The 16,274-nt window shown below is 52.4% G+C and carries 12 protein-coding genes; 5 read left to right on the top strand and 7 right to left on the bottom strand.

Going from position 1 to position 16,274, the window contains the following annotated elements:
- The first annotated feature begins 69 nt into the window (after window positions 1-69).
- Window positions 70-1,086, top strand: coding sequence for a M42 family metallopeptidase (locus FYJ65_RS03615; protein ID WP_154553993.1), 1,017 nt, complete (start codon window positions 70-72; stop codon window positions 1,084-1,086).
- Between the two features lie 36 nt (window positions 1,087-1,122).
- Complete coding sequence (pepT, locus tag FYJ65_RS03610; RefSeq protein ID WP_154553992.1) at window positions 1,123-2,334, top strand: peptidase T; 1,212 nt, start codon at window positions 1,123-1,125, stop codon at window positions 2,332-2,334.
- A 245-nt stretch (window positions 2,335-2,579) separates the two neighbouring features.
- Here pepT and FYJ65_RS03605 read toward each other — a convergent pair whose 3' ends face one another.
- From FYJ65_RS03605 to FYJ65_RS03590, 4 genes are all read right to left on the bottom strand, one after another.
- Window positions 2,580-4,169 carry an ABC-F family ATP-binding cassette domain-containing protein gene (locus tag FYJ65_RS03605; protein ID WP_154553991.1) on the bottom strand — a complete coding sequence of 530 codons (1,590 nt, stop codon included), beginning with the start codon at window positions 4,167-4,169 and terminating at the stop codon, window positions 2,580-2,582.
- Between the two features lie 155 nt (window positions 4,170-4,324).
- Window positions 4,325-4,876, bottom strand: a complete 552-nt coding sequence (locus FYJ65_RS03600; RefSeq protein ID WP_154553990.1) for a transcription repressor NadR — start codon at window positions 4,874-4,876, stop codon at window positions 4,325-4,327.
- A 53-nt stretch (window positions 4,877-4,929) separates the two neighbouring features.
- Window positions 4,930-5,784 carry a carboxylating nicotinate-nucleotide diphosphorylase gene (gene nadC, locus FYJ65_RS03595; protein ID WP_154553989.1) on the bottom strand — a complete coding sequence of 285 codons (855 nt, stop codon included), beginning with the start codon at window positions 5,782-5,784 and terminating at the stop codon, window positions 4,930-4,932.
- A 63-nt stretch (window positions 5,785-5,847) separates the two neighbouring features.
- Complete coding sequence (locus tag FYJ65_RS03590; protein ID WP_154553988.1) at window positions 5,848-7,167, bottom strand: L-aspartate oxidase; 1,320 nt, start codon at window positions 7,165-7,167, stop codon at window positions 5,848-5,850.
- A 190-nt stretch (window positions 7,168-7,357) separates the two neighbouring features.
- Between FYJ65_RS03590 and nadA the strand changes: the two genes are divergently transcribed.
- The 3 genes from nadA to FYJ65_RS03575 all read left to right on the top strand — a co-directional run bounded on the left by nadA (window position 7,358) and on the right by FYJ65_RS03575 (window position 12,667).
- A complete protein-coding gene (gene nadA / locus FYJ65_RS03585; RefSeq protein ID WP_154553987.1) occupies window positions 7,358-8,275 on the top strand; it encodes a quinolinate synthase NadA in 918 nt (305 codons plus the stop codon).
- A 747-nt stretch (window positions 8,276-9,022) separates the two neighbouring features.
- On the top strand, window positions 9,023-9,727 hold the full coding sequence (locus tag FYJ65_RS03580; RefSeq protein WP_154553986.1) for an ABC transporter ATP-binding protein: 705 nt from the start codon (window positions 9,023-9,025) through the stop codon (window positions 9,725-9,727).
- A 9-nt stretch (window positions 9,728-9,736) separates the two neighbouring features.
- Window positions 9,737-12,667 carry an ABC transporter permease gene (locus FYJ65_RS03575; RefSeq protein ID WP_154553985.1) on the top strand — a complete coding sequence of 977 codons (2,931 nt, stop codon included), beginning with the start codon at window positions 9,737-9,739 and terminating at the stop codon, window positions 12,665-12,667.
- Window positions 12,668-13,527: 860 nt separating this feature from the next.
- Here FYJ65_RS03575 and nudC read toward each other — a convergent pair.
- Genes nudC through truB form a run of 3 tightly spaced genes read right to left on the bottom strand, consistent with a single transcriptional unit; the run spans window position 13,528 to window position 16,274 of the window.
- Entirely contained in the window at window positions 13,528-14,373 is an 846-nt protein-coding gene (gene nudC / locus FYJ65_RS03570; protein ID WP_154553984.1) for an NAD(+) diphosphatase, read from the bottom strand.
- A 46-nt stretch (window positions 14,374-14,419) separates the two neighbouring features.
- Complete coding sequence (locus FYJ65_RS03565; RefSeq protein WP_154553983.1) at window positions 14,420-15,343, bottom strand: bifunctional riboflavin kinase/FAD synthetase; 924 nt, start codon at window positions 15,341-15,343, stop codon at window positions 14,420-14,422.
- A gap of 1 nt (window position 15,344) precedes the next feature.
- Window positions 15,345-16,274, bottom strand: a complete 930-nt coding sequence (gene truB, locus FYJ65_RS03560; protein ID WP_154553982.1) for a tRNA pseudouridine(55) synthase TruB — start codon at window positions 16,272-16,274, stop codon at window positions 15,345-15,347.

Here is a 16,274-nt window from a genome sequence, read left to right as displayed (position 1 = left end):
GTTCATGTGATAAGATTCAGACAGTTGAACTGAATCACCTGCATTTTTGAACGTGAAAGGGGTTTCAAAATGAAATTATTAGAAGAACTGACACAGGCCTGGGGCGTATCCGGCAGAGAGAAGAACGTCCGGGCCATCATCCGGAGAGAAATCCGGGATTATGTGGATGAATGCTATACCGATGCCATGGGTAACCTGATTGCCTATAAGAAAGGTACGGATTCGGAAAACAATAAGAAGATTATGTACACCGCCCACATGGACGAAATCGGTTTCCAGGTTACTCATATTGAAGGCGACGGAAGAATCAAAGTCTACAGTGTGGGTTGGACTTGGACCAGCGCCATCTACAACGACAAGGTGATTTTCCAGAACGGCGTCATCGGCGTCGTGGGTTGCGACGGTCCGGTGGAAGAAGCCCAGAACAAGGCGCAGGCACTCTACATCGATATCGGCTGCACCAGCAAGGAAGAAACCATGAAGTATGTACAGCCGGGAGACTATTGCGGATTTATCGGTAAGTACTATGAGCTGCAGAATGACCGCATCAGCGCCAAATCCCTGGATGACCGAGTGGCTTGCTACGTGCTGATTGAAGCCATCAAGAAGAATCAGGGACAGTATCCGAACGACATCTACTACGTATTCACCGTGCAGGAAGAAGTGGGCTGCCGCGGTTCTGTGGTTGCCGCAGAGCGAATCAAGCCGGATATCGGTGTCTCCGTGGACGTTACCCCGGATCACTACTACCCTTGCGATCTGAAGGGCTGCAACGAAGTGGGCAAAGGCGTAGGTGTCACCTTCGGAAACCCATCCGCAATGCTGGATGAATACCTTGTGGATGAAATGGTAAAAACCTGCGAAGAGAACGAAATCGACTATCAGCGGGATGTCATGGACCGAGGCGGCACGGACGCTTCCAGCATGAACCAGGCCTACTACGGAACCCGCGTGGCCGGAATTTCCATCGTCGATCGTTATCCGCACAGCCAGAGCTCCGTCATCTCCAAACACGACGTGGAGTGCGCGATTGAGCTGGTGGACAAATACTCCGCACGGGAATTCATTTTCGAAGAGGAATGGTAGAAATAAAAACAATTGTATATTGAAAGGAAGTTACCGATGAAAGGAATGGAACGATTCTTTCGCTACATCGGCATCCTGACGCCCAGTGATGAAAATTCCCAAAATCATCCTTCAAGTGCCTGCGAGTTCAATCTTGCCCATGAATTGGTCAAGGAGCTGCAGGCACTTGGCGTATCCGATGCTTTTGTAGATGAAAACTGTTACGTATACGGACACATTCCCCCAACGCCGGGGAAGGAGGAAATGCCGGCAATCGGCTTGATTGCCCATATGGATACGGTATCGGATTTCTGCGATGCCGCGCCGAATCCTCATATTATTGAAAACTACGACGGAAGGGATGTCCCGCTGGGAACGAGCGGCCGGGTGCTTCGGGTGACCGATTTCCCTCACCTGTCTCAGCTCAAGGGACGCACCCTGGTTACCACCGACGGTACCACCATTCTGGGTTCCGACGATAAATCCGGAATCGCGGAAATTATGACAGTGGTGGAGCAGCTTGCCGGAATGTCCCACGGACCGGTGTCCATTGCTTTTACGCCGGATGAAGAAATCGGCCGCGGTACCGATGATTTTCGGACGGATGTGTTCGGGGCGAAATATGCTTTTACCCTGGACGGTGAGGCGGAAGGTGAAGTGCAATACGAAAGCTTCAACGCCGCCGGGGCGGAAGTTTACTTCCGAGGCAATAACGTACATCCCGGCTCCGCGAAGAACGTGATGGTAAACGCCGCTTTGGTGGCTATGGAATTCAACGAGATGCTGAATTCCGCCCAGCGCCCGGAGTACACGGAGAATTATCAGGGCTTCGTCCATCTTACCGACATGACCGGTTCCGTGGCGGAAGCTCGGCTCAAGTACATCCTTCGGGACCACGACCGGAACATGCTCGCGGCCATGAAGGCCGGGTTGGAGCTGGCGGCCCAGCGAATGAACGAAAAATACGGTGCGGGAACCGTGGAACTTGTCATTCAGGATCAGTACCAAAACATGGCGGAAATCCTGAAAGATTATCCGGTGGTCATGGAAGTGGCTCGGAAGGCCTGCCGAAGCTGCGGCGTTTCGCCGATTTCCGTTCCCATTCGGGGCGCAACGGACGGTGCCATTCTCAGCTTCCGGGGACTCCCTTGCCCAAACCTGGGAACCGGCGGCTATGCTTTCCACGGACCGTATGAGCACCTCACCGTGGAGGGAATGGATAAAATGGTGGAAATCGTGCTGGAAATCCTGCGGATTTTCGCGGAATAGGAAAAGGCGACCGGGCAGGCTGTTCTGCTTTTCCCAGCCCGGGGTTTGCGTACGAAAACCGAGTTTATTGACTTTGCAGGCAGGCGTACGCAAACTCCGCCGGCGGCCGGGCCGGTCTCTTTGCTCCCCCCTGCCCGCAAATCCTTATGCCCTCGTTTCGGGGAGCAAAAACCCCTGCAGCGGTTCCGAACCGCTGCAGGGGTTTCTCTATTTCTTTATTCCTCTGCTATATCCTTTTATATCCTCTATGCCTGCATTTCCACATACTCATCGTAGGTGCACAGCTTATCCGCAAGGTGGCCTTCCCCGTCGATTTCCATAATCCGGTTGGCAACCGTGCTGATGAACTCGTGGTCATGGGACGCAAAGATAATATTTCCCTTGAACGCCTTCAACCCATCGTTCACGGCAGTGATGGATTCCAGATCCAAATGGTTGGTTGGCTGATCCAGCACCAGGAAGTTGGATCCGAAGAGCATCATCCGGGACAGCATGCACCGCACCTTCTCTCCTCCGGAGAGTACTTTTACCTGCTTGTACACATCATCCCCGGAGAACAGCATCTTGCCTAAGAAACTTCTCATAAAGGTTTCGGTGGTCTCGGAAGTGTACTGACCCAGCCAGTCAATCATGTTCAGCTCGCAGTCGTTGAAGAACTCCGAGTTGTCCATCGGGAAGTAGGACTTTGTGATGGTTACACCCCATTTAAAGGAACCTTCGTCCGGCTCCATCTCGCCCATGAGGATCTTGAACAGGGTGGTGTTGGCAATTTCGTTCTCACCGACGAAAGCGATTTTATCCTCCCGGCCCACCATGAAGGATACGTTGTCCAGTACTTTTACGCCGTCGATGGTCTTGCTGATTCCGTCTACCGTCAGGATGTCTTTACCCGCTTCTCGATCCATGGTAAAACCAACGAACGGATACCGTCTGGAGGATGCCGGCATTTCCTCTACGGACAGCTTGTCCAGCAGCTTCCGGCGGGAAGTGGCCTGCTTGGATTTGGACTTATTGGCGGAGAACCGCTGAATAAAGGTCTGCAGTTCTTTGATTTTATCTTCATTCTTCTTATTCTGATCCCGAATCATCTTCTGAACCATCTGGCTGGATTCGTACCAGAACTCGTAGTTGCCCACGTACATTTTGATTTTGCCGTAGTCCACGTCCACGATGTTGGTGCAGACCGTATTCAGGAAGTGACGGTCGTGGGAAACCACGATGACCGTACCCTCGTAATCCAGCAGGAAGTCCTCCAGCCAGTTGATGGCCTTGATGTCCAGGTGGTTGGTCGGCTCGTCCAAGAGGATGATATCCGGATTGCCGAACAGCGCCTGCGCCAGGAGAACCTTCACCTTCTCCTTACCGGTGAGCGTGCTCATCTGAGAATAGAGAATATCGTTGGAGAGTCCCAGCCCCTGAATCAGGCGGCTCACGTTGGACTCCGCTTCCCAGCCGTCCATCTCAGCGAACTCCCCTTCCAGCTCTGCCGCACGGATTCCGTCCTCATCGGAGAAATCCGGCTTCATGTACAGGGCATCCTTTTCCTTCATAACATCATAAAGATGCTTGTTTCCCATAATTACGGTGTCCAGAACGGTGTATTCATCATAGGCAAAGTGGTCCTGCTTCAGAACCGACATTCTGGCCCCCTTCTTGATGGCCACATCTCCGGTGGTCGGCTCCAGATTTCCGGAGAGGACTCTCAGGAAGGTGGATTTGCCCGCACCGTTGGCGCCGATGACGCCGTAGCAATTTCCCGGTGTGAATTTCAGATTAACATCCTTGAACAGCGGCTGTCCGCTGAAATTCACGCTTACATTTATTACGTCTAACATGTGTGTTCCTTTCTCTCGTGAATGCAAACATATTAAAAGCGTTGCAAATAGAACATTCACAACGCTTCGACTTACATAGTACTGCCTGATTTTACCATAAAAGCAGCATTCATGCAATCGCCAAATCCAGCTTGTCCGGAATCAAGAAGTCTCCCCTACAACGACGACTGGCTCCGGAAGTTCACCGGCTCATAATCCTGCAGCGGCGCCAGAAAACCGCACTCTTCCAGCTTATTCTGAATCATATCCAGAATCTCCCGGCTTTCCGCCGTAACGGTATGATAGTGATACCCGGAGGTCGCCCGCATCAGCGGACGGGACTGACCTTCCCGAATTTGTTTTAGGTAGTTCTCGATATCCAGCCGAGAGCGAATATTCAATTCCCCCCGCATGGTTCCGTACACCTTATGGTATACAAACTCATCCCGGATTCGTCCGCCGCAATCCACGATGATGGAGAATTCCTTCCGAATCTCCTCCTCCGTGTGAATCACCTTGAACACCCGGCTGGCTTCCTCCGAGTGCTGAAGCACATATCCCCGATTGGTGGACAGCACCTCATTTCCCTGGGCCCGAAGGATGGAAATATCCTGAACGATGACCTGCCGGCTGACGCCCAGTTCCTGCGCCAACGCCGCTCCGGACAGGGGTTCCGCACTGTTTTTTAGTTTTTTAATGATTGCATCTCTTCGTTCCGCCGCTTTCATTCCGATTTTTTACCCCCTGTTCTCCAATTCATTCTTCCCACGTTTTCCGGTTCCTATATTCTTCTCATATTCTTCAGCGATAGATCCAGAATCGGGGACGAATGAGTCAGTGCACCGCTGGATACGTAATCCACCTTCAGGTCCCGAATCATCTCCACCTTCGCCTCATCCACATTGCCGGAAATCTCGATTTCCGCTCTGCCGTCGATGATTCCAATGGCCTCTGCCATCGTATCGTGGTTCATGTTATCCAGCATGATGATATCCGCTCCGGCATTTACCGCCTCCCGGGTCATCTCCAGATTCTCCACTTCCACTTCGATTTTCCGAACGAAAGGCGCATACTCCTTGGCCATTGCAATCGCCTTCGCCACGCCGCCGGCCGCCTCGATATGGTTATCCTTCAGCATCACGCCGTCGGAAAGGTTGTACCGATGGTTGCATCCGCCGCCGATTCGCACCGCATACTTCTCAAAAACCCGGTTGTTCGGAGTAGTCTTCCGCGTATCCAACAGACGAATGCCGGTTCCCTCCAGCAGGTCCGCAATCTGACGGGTATGGGTCGCCACGCCGCTCATGCGCTGCAGATAGTTCAGCGCCGTCCGCTCGCCGGACAACAGCACCCGGATATCCCCCCGAATGTCCGCCAGCTTCTGACCCTTCTCCACCTTATCGCCATCCTTCACGTAAGTGACAACCTCCGTCTCCGGATCCAGCAGGGTGAACACCCGCTCAAAAACCTGCAGACCGCAGATCACGCCGTCCTGCTTGCAGATCAGCTCCACGTTCCCCGGGCACTGGTCCCGCATGATGCAGTTGGTGGACACATCTTCACTGGTAATATCCTCCCGCAGCGCGCCGAGAATCAGCGGCTCCACGTTCAGCTCCATTGTCGCTCTATCAAACATTTTATTTCCTCTCTTCCGGTAAAAACAAATTTCGCTCTCCATACGTTTCCGACGCTTCCGCCATTATACGTGGCGGTACTCGGAATTCATCGGCGTTCCGCCGTTTGCCTTCTCAATGGCCGCTGCCACCAGGCGGATGTTCTCCTTCTCCATGGTCTCCCGATCCTCATACTTCTTCAGATCCGTGTTGGTCACCACTTCATCATTTCCCTTGAACTCAGAATAGTGCTCCACCAGATCCTGAGCCGCTCTCTTGGAGAACACCAGGCTCTCCAACAGGGAATTGCTGGCCAGACGATTCTTTCCGTGCACGCCGTTACAAGCGGTTTCGCCCACGGCATACAGCTGGTTCATGGTGGTTCTGCTCTCGTGATCTACCTTGATTCCGCCCATGAAATAGTGCTGCGCCGGAACCACCGGGATGCACTCCTTGAACACGTCATATCCCGCTTCTCTGCAGTGCTCCACGATGTTCGGGAAGTGGTTTTCCAGCACGTCGTGGGGAATCGGTCGCAGGTCTTCCCATACGTGTTCTGTTCCGTCCTTCTCCATCTGTTCGTGAATTTTCTGGGACAGCAGATCTCTCGGCAGAAGCTCGTTGGCGAAACGCTCCATGTTCTTTCCGTAGAGCTTTGCGCCCTCTCCTCGAACGGATTCCGAAATCAGGAAGCTTCTGGTCTTATCATCCTTGGAATAGAATGTGGTCGGGTGAATCTGCACGTAGTTGATGTCCTGCAGTTCAATTCCGTGGCGAATGGCGATGGCCAATGCATCGCCGGTGAGATGACGGAAGTTGGTGGAATGGCGATAAATTCCGCCGATTCCACCGGTGGCCAGTACGGTGCAATCCGCCTGAATGGTCTCCAGCGTGCCGTCCTTCTTCCGAACCACCGCGCCGTAGCAGGTGTTGTCCTTTGTAATCAGATCTTCCATGGTGGTGTATTCCATCAGCTTTACGTTCGGAAGCTTTTTTACCTGCGCCAGAAGCTTGCTGGTAATTTCCTTGCCGGTGATGTCCTCGTGAAAGAGGATTCTTTTATCCGAGTGGGCGCCCTCCCGGGTGAAATCCAATTCGCCGTTCTCGTCCCGGTGGAAACGAACGCCGTATTCCAGGAGATCCTGAACCACGTCCTGCGAGGAACGAATCATGATGTCCACGGACTCCCGGTCATTCTCGTAGTGTCCGGCTTTCATGGTATCTTCAAAATAGCTGTCGTAGTCCTCGTCGTCCTTCAACATGCAGATTCCGCCCTGTGCCAGGTAGGAATCGTTGCTTTCCAGATCGGCTTTGGTAATCAGTGTGATTTCCTTGTCTCGAGGGAGCTGCAGTGCACAGTACAGTCCGGAGCAGCCGCTGCCGACGATTAATACTTCTGTCTTCATTATTAAACCTTCTTCCTTATGTTCCGTTGTTTTCAACCTTCCATTAACAACAAACCTTTATCAGTGATGAAGTATAACACATATTCTTTCAGGTGACAAGACAGTTGTAAATAAAAAAATTTACTGTTGTCTTGACATGTAAATATACAGTAACTATAATGAATAGGACAATCTGAAAGGAAATAAGGTTATGAATACAAGAGAATTACAGGATCGAATTATTGAACTGAAGAAGGAGAAGGATGTCTGCATCCTGGCCCACGCCTACCAGAGCCACGATATTTGGGAAGTTGCGGACTACGTCGGCGATTCCTACGGCCTCAGCGTACAGGCAGCGAAAGCACCTCAGAAGACCGTCATCATGGCCGGCGTTCGCTTCATGGCAGAAACCGTTAAGGTTCTTTCCCCGGAGAAGAAGGTTCTCCTGGCCAACGACCTGGCGGGATGCACCATGGCGCTGCAGATGGACCGGGATAAGGTTCTGGAGATGCAGAAAGAAAATCCGGGATATGCCACCGTCGCTTACATCAACACCACCTCGGAGCTGAAGACCGCCGTGGACGTTGTGGTCACCTCTTCCTCTGCCGTTAAGATTCTGAAGAATATGCCGGAGAAGGACATCCTGTTCATCCCGGACTGCAACCTGGGCGCATGGGTCGCAAAACAGCTCCCGGAGAAAAATTTCAAGTTCTTCCAGGGCGGCTGCTCCACTCATATGAACATCACCCCGACCGATGTTCGGATTGCTCGGGAGAAGCATCCGGAAGCCAAGGTTCTGGTTCATCCGGAATGCCGCGCATCGGTCACCGAACAGGCGGATTATGCCGGAAGCACCACCGGAATCATGAACTACGCGAAGGAAAGCGATTGCAAGGAATTCATCATCGGCACGGAGAGCAGCATCGTACAGCACCTCCAGTTCGAATGTCCGGATAAGAAGTTCTACCTTCTCTCCGACCGCTGCGTATGTCATAACATGAAGATTACCACCTTGTACGACATATACAACGCACTGCTGGGTGAAGGCGGCGAAGAGATTCTGCTTTCCGACGAATTGATTCGGGATGCCAAGAGACCGATTGACCGCATGATTGAACTGGGCAAATAAATTCCGATTGGACCCGTTTGAAGGCACGAACCATCCCTGTGGACTCGCTCCGCAGGGATTATTTTGGTTCTTCACTTTTTTGGTTCTTCACTTTTTTTGCAATGTTTTTTCCTTTTTAAATTTCCTATATCAGTGACTCCTTCCGGCATGGTTCGCGCTCGCCTCTCCTCTAAGCCTTTGTTTTCCGTTTCCGAGCGCGAACCACTACCCCGGAAATCATCACCGGCCGGCCCGCGCTCCGGAAAAGTTCGCGCTCGCCTCCCCCCTAAGCCTTTATTTTCCGTTTCCGAGCGCGAACCACCGCCCCGGAAATCATCACCGGCCGGCCCAGGTTCCGAAAAAGTTCGCGCTCGCCTCCCCCCTAACCCTTTGTTTTCCGTTTCCGGGCGCGAACCACTGCCCCGGAAATCAGGAACGGCCAGCCCGGGCTCTGGAAAAGTTCGCGCTCGCCTCCCCCCTAACCCTTTGTTTTCCGTTTCCGGGCGCGAACCACTGCCCCGGAAATCATCACCGGCCGGCCCGCGCTCCAGAAAAGTTCGCGCTCGCCTCCCCCCTAACCCTTTGTTTTCCGTTTCCGAGCGCGAACCACCGCCCCGGAAATCATCACCGGCCGGCCCGCGCTCCGGAAAAGTTCGCGCTCGCTGCCCCGGAAAGCCGAATAAAAAAATCATTCGTCCGTCATCGATTTCCGGTAGCGATGACCACCGCGCTATGCTACCATATACGTACAAAGGAAGGAGATCGCCTATGGGATCCTATGTTGAATTCAAAAATGTAAAGAAGGTGTACCGCATGGGGGAGGTGCTGATTGAAGCCCTCCACGACGCCACATTTGAAATAGAGAAAGGCGAAGTTTGTGTGATTGTAGGGGCATCCGGCGCCGGCAAAACCACCTTGCTGAACATCCTGGGAGGTATGGATACCCTGTCCGACGGACAGGTTCTTCTGGACGGAAAGGATATTTCCCGGTACAGCCGGCGGGAACTGACGGACTACCGCCGATACGAAATCGGTTTCGTCTTCCAATTCTATAATTTGATTCCAAACCTCACTGCTCTGGAGAATGTATCCCTGGCCACTCAGATTTGCCGGGATCCTTTGGATGCGGAAGAAACACTGACCAAGGTGGGACTGAAGGACCGCCTGGGGAACTTTCCGGCCCAGCTCTCCGGCGGCGAGCAGCAGCGGGTGGCCATCGCCCGGGCGCTGGCGAAGAATCCGAAACTTCTGCTGTGCGATGAACCTACCGGTGCGCTGGATTACAACACGGGAAAGTCCATCCTGAAACTGCTTCAGGATACCAGCCGGCAGCAGGGCATGACGGTGGTCATCATCACCCACAACACCGCCCTCACCGCTATGGCCGATCGAATTATCCACATCAAAAATGGGCACATCTCTTCGGTAGAGAAGAACGAGCACATCACCCCGGTGGAAGACATAGAATGGTAGGACAGAAAAATGCTGAAAAAATCAACATTGCGAGAAATACGTTCCAGTCTGGGAAGATATCTGGCCATCCTGGCAATCGTCATGCTTGGCGTGGGGTTTTTCTGCGGTCTGAAATCCACCAAACCGGCCATGGTGGCTACTGCCAATGAATACTTGAAAAAAAACAAGATGTACGACTATCAGCTTCAGTCCACCCTTGGGTTAACGGAAAAGGATGTAGATGCCGTCGCCCGGCAGAATGAGGTGGAAGCGGCGGAAGGTTCCGTCACGGAAGACGTACTCTTTCACTACGAAGGGCAAGCATCCGATAAGGTGCTCCGCTTCCATTCCATCACCTCAAAGGTCAATACCATCCACCTGATGAAGGGACGCCTGCCGAAGACAAAGGATGAATGCGTGGTGGATCACAATCTTGGAAATGACCTGATTGGAAAGAAAATCGTGATCTCCCCCCGGAACAGCAAGAGTACCCGAAATTTGTTTTATCGGAAGGAGTTGAAGGTGGTGGGCACCGTCACCTCGCCGGTGTACCTGAACTTTGAGCGGGGTACCACCTCCTTGGGCGATGGAAAGGTTTCCGGCTTCGTATACATGAACCGGGATGCCTTCGATACGGATGTTTTCACCCGGATTGACGTGAAGCTGAAGAAGAACTACCCGATTTACTCCAAGAAGTACAAGAATTATATCGATGCCAACAACGCCGGAATGGAGGATATTCTTGAAGAGCGGGCGGAAATTCGATACAAGGATATTGTGGCCAAAGCCACTCGAAAATGGGAAAAGAACAAAGCCAAGTACGAGAAGAATTATAACGATTTCCTAAAAGAAAAGGCGGACACCCAACAGAAGCTCCGGGACAGCCATCAGAAACTGACGAACAGCAAGGCGAAGCTTCAGAAGAAGAGCAAGGAGCTGAACAGCAAGGAAAAATCTCTGAAATCCAATCTGAAGAAGGTAGACAGCGGAATTCGGCAGGTGAACGCCGCTATCGAACAGAGCAAGGCGGCAGGCGCGCCGGTGGATCGGCTTCTGGCGCAGAAGCAGCAGCTTCAGGGGCAGAAGCGGAAGATCCAAGATGGTCTTCTACTGGTGAAGAAAGGCAAAGGGAAAATCAAGGCGGGCAATCAGGAACTGAAAAAAGGCTTCACGAAATATAACGAAGCCGTTGCCACGGTCAACAAGGAATTCCGCGAGGCAGAAGATCAGTTGGCGGATGCCAAGGAGAAGCTGGACGACGGTAAGAAGAAAATTGCCGAAATCGATAAAGCGGATACCTACGTGCTAGACCGAAATACCAATACAGGATACGCATGTTTCGACAGCGATTCCTCCATCGTAGACGGAATCTGCAAGGTCTTCCCGATTTTCTTTTTCCTGGTCGCCGCCCTGGTGTGCATGACCACCATGACCCGAATGGTGGATGCCCAGCGGACGGAAATCGGTGTGCTGAAGGCACTGGGGTACAGCAATTCTTCCATCATCGGAAAATACCTGTTCTATTCCTGCAGTGCTTCCCTATTGGGCGCCGTTACCGGACTTTTCGCCGGCGCTTATATTTTCCCGAGGGTGATCTGGAAAGCCTACGGCATGATGTACGACTTCAATGCCAACCTTAAATACGTACTCAGCCCGAAGCTGTCCGCTGCGGCGGTGGGGGTTTCCCTGCTTTGCGCCGTCAGTGCCACTCTGCTTCCTTGTCTGGGGGATTTCCGGGAAGTCCCGGCACAGCTGATTCGGCCTCGGGCACCGAAGAACGGAAAACGAATTCTTTTGGAACGAATCGGATTTCTGTGGAACCGGTTCAGCTTCCTTCAGAAAGTCACCTTCCGGAATATCTTCCGCTACAAAAAACGTTTTCTCATGATGCTCATCGGCATCAGCGGCTGCACCGCCCTTCTGGTGGCCGGTCTGGGCATTCGGGATTCCATCCAGAATGTGGTGAATTTCCAGTTCGACGAAATTCAGAAATACGATTACGATGTGACGTTCGATAAAAACATGACCGCCGAAAAGCAAAAAACATTCCGCAAGAATAACGACGGCGCCTACAAGGATATTCTCTTTGTCCATAAAAACAGTGCCGACATCCTCCACGGCGATCAGGTAAAATCCATCATCCTGATTGCAGCGGAATCCAAGGGCTTCCGGCAGTTCGTGGATCTCCACAACCACGCCGGCAAATCCATTTCCTATCCGGGTAAAGGTCAGGCGGTCATCTGTAAGAAGCTGGCACGCAACTACAATCTCTCCGTGGGAGATGAAATCACCCTCCGGGACGATGATTATCACCAAGGCAAGGTGAAAATCAGCGGAATCTGCGAAAACTACATCTACAACTACGTGTACATCACACCGGATACCTACCGAGACCTGTTCGGAACCGCGGCATCCATCAAATCCGCCATGGTTCGCACTGCCACCGGCAGCGACAAGTCCGTGCACCAATCCGCCACCAAACTTCTCAAGCGGGATGAGGTGGCCGCGGTATCCATCAACATAGATATGAGGGACCGGGTCAACAACATGATGAAGAGTTTGAATGCTATCGTTCTGGTGGTGGTTCTCTCCGCCGGCGCACTGGCCTTCATCGTGCTGTACAACCTGACCAATATCAACATCACCGAGCGAATCCGGGAGATTGCCACCATCAAGGTGCTGGGCTTCCGAAAAGGCGAAACCGCCGCCTACGTCTTCCGGGAGAACATTTTTCTCACCGGAATCAGTGCTCTGCTGGGCTTGGGACTGGGGCGGATTCTTCTGGGATTCATCATCAGCCGGATTAACATAGATCTGATTTCCTTCGATACTCGGATCACCGGATTCAGCTACGCTCTGGCAGTGATTCTCACCTTCGTCTTTGCCTTCATCGTGAGCATTGCCATGTCCCGACGGCTGGAGAACATCAGCATGACGGAGTCCTTGAAGAGCATCGAATAGCCTTTCCAGGCTTTCTTGCACCAAGTCTTGATCGCTTCCGGGGAAATTCTCCCGGGGGACTTGGTGCATCGCCAACGCAATCAATGCGTTTTCCGACTTTCTTGCACCAAGTCCCCGCCGATTCCGAGGCATTTTCCTCGATGGACTTGGTGCATTGTCGACGCAGTCAATGCGTTTCCCGGCTTTCTTGCACCAAGTCTTGGTCGCTTCCGAGGAAATTCTCCCGAGGGACTTGGTGCATTGTCGACGCAGTCAATGCCTTTCCAGGCTTTCTTGCACCAAGTCTCAGCCGGTTCCGAGGCATTTTCCTCGATGGACTTGGTGCATCGCCGACGCAATCAATGCGTTTCCCGACTTTCTTGCACCAAGTCTTGGTCGCTTCCGAGGAAATTCTCCCGGGGGACTTGGTCGCTTCTGGGGCAAAAGGTAAGACCCTGCATCCGTAATGCAATCTTGAAGATGTGATTGCATTACGGATGCAGGGTCTTTCAGTCTTTGGCGTCGACAGACCGAACATCTGGGTCGTATTGGCGGGACATGACGGAGAAAAAAGCTCTTCACTTTACAACAAGTGCAAACGCACAAGCGAATGCAGCAACTATTGCCGCAAGCATGGGACAACTACAATTTTTAAATTTGAAAAAATAAATTCCTGCAACAACAAAAATACAAACAAAAATACAAACTAAAAGTACTTTTATTAAAGATGACAATAGTCTTCCGTTTTGTATAACCCCGGTGCATCCAAGGATACATAGAATTGGGATAAGGCATCCAAACATTACCAGAGCTATCAATAGATTCCGCTTAGTCACGTTATCGTGCAATTACCTATACTTTGTAATTACTCCTCCTTTCCTCTACCGAATCTTCCCCAACCGGAACGCTTCGATCATTTCCTGTGTCAGCGCCGGCCGAACCGGGTTCATTTCCAGTTCCTCTCGGGAAATGAAGAAAGCGGTTTCCAGCTCCTCGCGGTCCAGGACGATGCGGTCGTCCCCGTCCACCTCTGCGGTGTAGCCGATTTGCAAGTTTCCCGCAAAACCCCACGGCTGGGATCCGTAGTATCGGATGTTCTTGACCTTAAGTCCCACTTCTTCCATGACCTCCCGGGCCACGCATTCCTCTGCGGACTCCCCGATTTCCACGAAGCCGGCAATCAGTGCATACAAGTTGGTCTGCTTTCTGCCGTTGTAACGGGATACCAGCAGCTTATCCTCATGGGTTACCGCCACCGTTACCGCCGGGTTAATTCGGGGAAAAATAAGATTTCCGCACTTCGGACAGCGCATCAAGCGTTCCTTCTCGCCGTATTCCGTCCGGGTTCCGCATCTTCCGCACATCCGATTGTTTTTGTACCACGCATTCAGGTGCCCCGCCGTCATGGCTGCAAAGCACAGGTCTTTCGGTTTTCCCTTTCGGAGAACCCGAGGAGACCGATACTCGTAGCCCGCCGGCAGGGAAACGCTGCATTCGCTCTTTGGCATAAAGAACCGGGTATCGTCAATGGAGAACAGGTAGACGCACTCCTCTTCCGTAAGACCTGCATCTCCCGCTTTTGGAATCTCCAGCATTCCGTCCTCGGACTCCCTCATGCCGATTTCGCCGCTCTTCTCATCGAAGAGAAACAGCTCATCCTCTGCCCGCATCCGAATGTCCGGTCTGTAGTGATTATCAAATATTCTATCGCCGATTTCCTGTATCATCTATAATTTAACTCCTGCTAAAAGTATTTTCGGGATCTCTCCATGCTTACAGTTCCGGGAATCCGTGCGCCCGATGGTACTGCCGCCCCTTTTCACAATCCGACGCAATCCGCTCCCGCAGCTCTTCTACGGAACCGAATTTCATCTCCGGCCGCTCCCACTTCAAGAACTCAATCCGGATATTTTTACCGTACAAATCCCGATTCAGTCCGTACACGTGGGTCTCGATGGATTTCTCAAACTCCCCGACTGTTGGTTTTACCCCCACATCGGTAATCCCCGGATATTTGACGCCGTCGATTTCCGCCAATGTGTAATAGACCCCGTTGGGCGGCGCGATTCGGTAGGCTTCGAACACCACGTTGGCCGTCGGGAAACCGATTCGGCCCCCCAGCTGCTTGCCGGGAATCACCTTTCCGGTGCAGTAGAAGTTCCGGCCCAGGCAAACCGATGCCCGTTCCATATCCCCTTCCGTAATCAATCGGCGAACCAAGGTGGAGCTGACCACCATATCATCAACATACACCGGCTCATTTACCAAAACCTCCATTCCCAGGTCCCGGCCCAGGCTTTGCATCAAATCCACATCCCCGGCCGCTTTCTTTCCGAACCGAAAATTGAATCCGCAGCACACTGCTGCCGCATGCAGGGTCTCTCCCAGAATGCGCCGGATAAAATCCTCTGCGGAGGTATTTCGAATTCTCTCGTCAAATGGAATATCCACCACAACCTCAATCCCCAGGGACTGAAGCAGTGCCATTTTCTCCATCTCGGTACAGATGAGGCTCACCTCTTTGCGGGTATGCGTGGAAAAGGTAAAGCATACCGGCGTCCAGTTGTTCCGCTTTGCTTTTCGTACCGCACTCAGGAGAATCTCCCGGTGGCCGATATGAACCCCGTCGAAATTGCCCAGTGCTACCACCGTCTGCCCATCTATCTTAACATCGTCTAATGAACGTATTACTTTCATCTTATCGTATCACCTTCTCCGGATATAACGTATTCTCCCGAAGGGAAGAAATTCCCAGGAACTTTCCTTCCGGGTCGTACACCCGGTATTTATCCCCCAAGCGGGACTCCTCCTGCATCGCCTCCGGAACTGCAGGCGATGCAAGCACGTTCACGTATCCGGTATCAATCTCCCGACCATTGTAATAGAACGGCACGGACTCCATGCTCTTCAGTTCGATTCTGCCCAAGTGCACCAACGTTTCATCCATGGGAATCACGCAGCGCTCCAGCTCCTCATCGGTCATCTCCAAAATCTCCGGAAGCGTCCGCGCGTCTTCCACCCGAAAACAACCGGATTGGGTTCGCTGAAGGGAGGTCATGGTGCCTCCGCAACCCAATTTTTTCCCGATGTCGTCGCAGATGGTGCGGATATATGTTCCCTTGGAGCAGGTCACCCGAAAGAGAATCCGGTTCTCTCTCAAATTCACTTCCACCGGCTGAATGTCCTCCACATAGATTTTCCGGGATTTGATTTCCACCTCTACCCCTTCTCGGGCGTATTTGTACAGCGGCTTCCCGTTCACCTTCAGTGCGGAATACTTCGGCGGAATCTGGGTGATCCATCCCCTAAAAGAATCAATCGTCTGAATTACATCATCTTCCGACACATCCACCGGTTTCGTCTCCAGTACCGTGCCGGTGATGTCCAGAGTATCTGTCACCATTCCCAGCTTCATTTCCGCTTCGTAGGTCTTAAAATCGTCATCGTAATATTCGATAATCCGAGTCGCCTTCCCAAAACACACCGGAAGCACTCCCGTCGCCATGGGATCCAGCGTTCCGGTATGCCCCACACGTCGAATGTGAAGCCGTCCCCGAAGTTTTGCCACCACATCCTGGGAGGTCCAGCCCTCCGGCTTATTGATATTCAGGATTCCGTTTTCAATCAT

Origin of the sequence: Mogibacterium kristiansenii (assembly GCF_009695905.1) — a bacterium.
GTDB classification, from domain to species: domain Bacteria; phylum Bacillota; class Clostridia; order Peptostreptococcales; family Anaerovoracaceae; genus Mogibacterium_A; species Mogibacterium_A kristiansenii.
The sequence above is the reverse complement of the archived record's forward strand: the minus strand, read 5'-3'. Positions and strand labels throughout refer to the sequence as shown.

What these genes read in the sequence shown, in the direction of transcription:
- FYJ65_RS03590 (WP_154553988.1), bottom strand. Translation starts at nt 7,167, where the DNA reads ATGAAGACAGAAGTATTAATCGTCGGCAGCGGCTGCTCCGGACTGTAC.
- FYJ65_RS03575 (WP_154553985.1), top strand. Translation starts at nt 9,737, where the DNA reads ATGCTGAAAAAATCAACATTGCGAGAAATACGTTCCAGTCTGGGAAGA.
- nudC (WP_154553984.1), bottom strand. Translation starts at nt 14,373, where the DNA reads ATGATACAGGAAATCGGCGATAGAATATTTGATAATCACTACAGACCG.
- FYJ65_RS03615 (WP_154553993.1), top strand. Translation starts at nt 70, where the DNA reads ATGAAATTATTAGAAGAACTGACACAGGCCTGGGGCGTATCCGGCAGA.
- nadA (WP_154553987.1), top strand. Translation starts at nt 7,358, where the DNA reads ATGAATACAAGAGAATTACAGGATCGAATTATTGAACTGAAGAAGGAG.
- FYJ65_RS03565 (WP_154553983.1), bottom strand. Translation starts at nt 15,343, where the DNA reads ATGAAAGTAATACGTTCATTAGACGATGTTAAGATAGATGGGCAGACG.
- pepT (WP_154553992.1), top strand. Translation starts at nt 1,123, where the DNA reads ATGAAAGGAATGGAACGATTCTTTCGCTACATCGGCATCCTGACGCCC.
- FYJ65_RS03605 (WP_154553991.1), bottom strand. Translation starts at nt 4,169, where the DNA reads ATGTTAGACGTAATAAATGTAAGCGTGAATTTCAGCGGACAGCCGCTG.
- FYJ65_RS03580 (WP_154553986.1), top strand. Translation starts at nt 9,023, where the DNA reads ATGGGATCCTATGTTGAATTCAAAAATGTAAAGAAGGTGTACCGCATG.
- truB (WP_154553982.1), bottom strand. Translation starts at nt 16,274, where the DNA reads ATGATTGAAAACGGAATCCTGAATATCAATAAGCCGGAGGGCTGGACC.
- nadC (WP_154553989.1), bottom strand. Translation starts at nt 5,784, where the DNA reads ATGTTTGATAGAGCGACAATGGAGCTGAACGTGGAGCCGCTGATTCTC.
- FYJ65_RS03600 (WP_154553990.1), bottom strand. Translation starts at nt 4,876, where the DNA reads ATGAAAGCGGCGGAACGAAGAGATGCAATCATTAAAAAACTAAAAAAC.